This window comes from Vibrio sp. Isolate23 (genome assembly GCF_022398095.1).
GTDB classification, from domain to species: Bacteria; Pseudomonadota; Gammaproteobacteria; order Enterobacterales; family Vibrionaceae; genus Vibrio; species Vibrio coralliilyticus_A.
Genome location: NZ_JAKEUV010000037.1, coordinates 1 through 417, shown reverse-complemented (window position 1 = coordinate 417; position 417 = coordinate 1). Strand labels below are relative to the sequence as shown.

The 417-nt window shown below is 41.8% G+C and carries 1 rRNA gene; it reads right to left on the bottom strand.

Annotated features, from left to right (window positions below):
• Positions 1-283 precede the first annotated feature (283 nt).
• Positions 284-399 (bottom strand): 5S ribosomal RNA (gene rrf / locus L1D31_RS22520).
• Positions 400-417: the final 18 nt, after the last annotated feature.

The following is a 417-nucleotide window of genomic DNA, read 5'->3' as shown; positions in this document are numbered from 1 at the left end:
ATAACGTAATGTTTGAATTGACTGTGCTGAATCCGAAGATTCAATGGTCACTTCGTWTCATTGAAACCTAATTTGAAGCCGAAGCTTCTAATTGGATTATCATCAACGAGTGCCCACACAGATTGATAGGTTTATATTGTTAAAGAGCTGTGCTTTCAGTGTCTTAGCACCTAAGCAGGACGCGTATATTACGCGACTGACTGTTGAAGTCAACATAAAACTCTAAACTTTTTTAGAATCTTATGGTGACTTGTCTATCAAATAGACAAAGTCTAAATGTAAAGCCTGGCGATGTCCTACTCTCACATGGGGAAGCCCCACACTACCATCGGCGCTATTGCGTTTCACTTCTGAGTTCGGCATGGAGTCAGGTGGGTCCACAACGCTATGGTCGCCAAGCAAATTCTTTAATTCGGA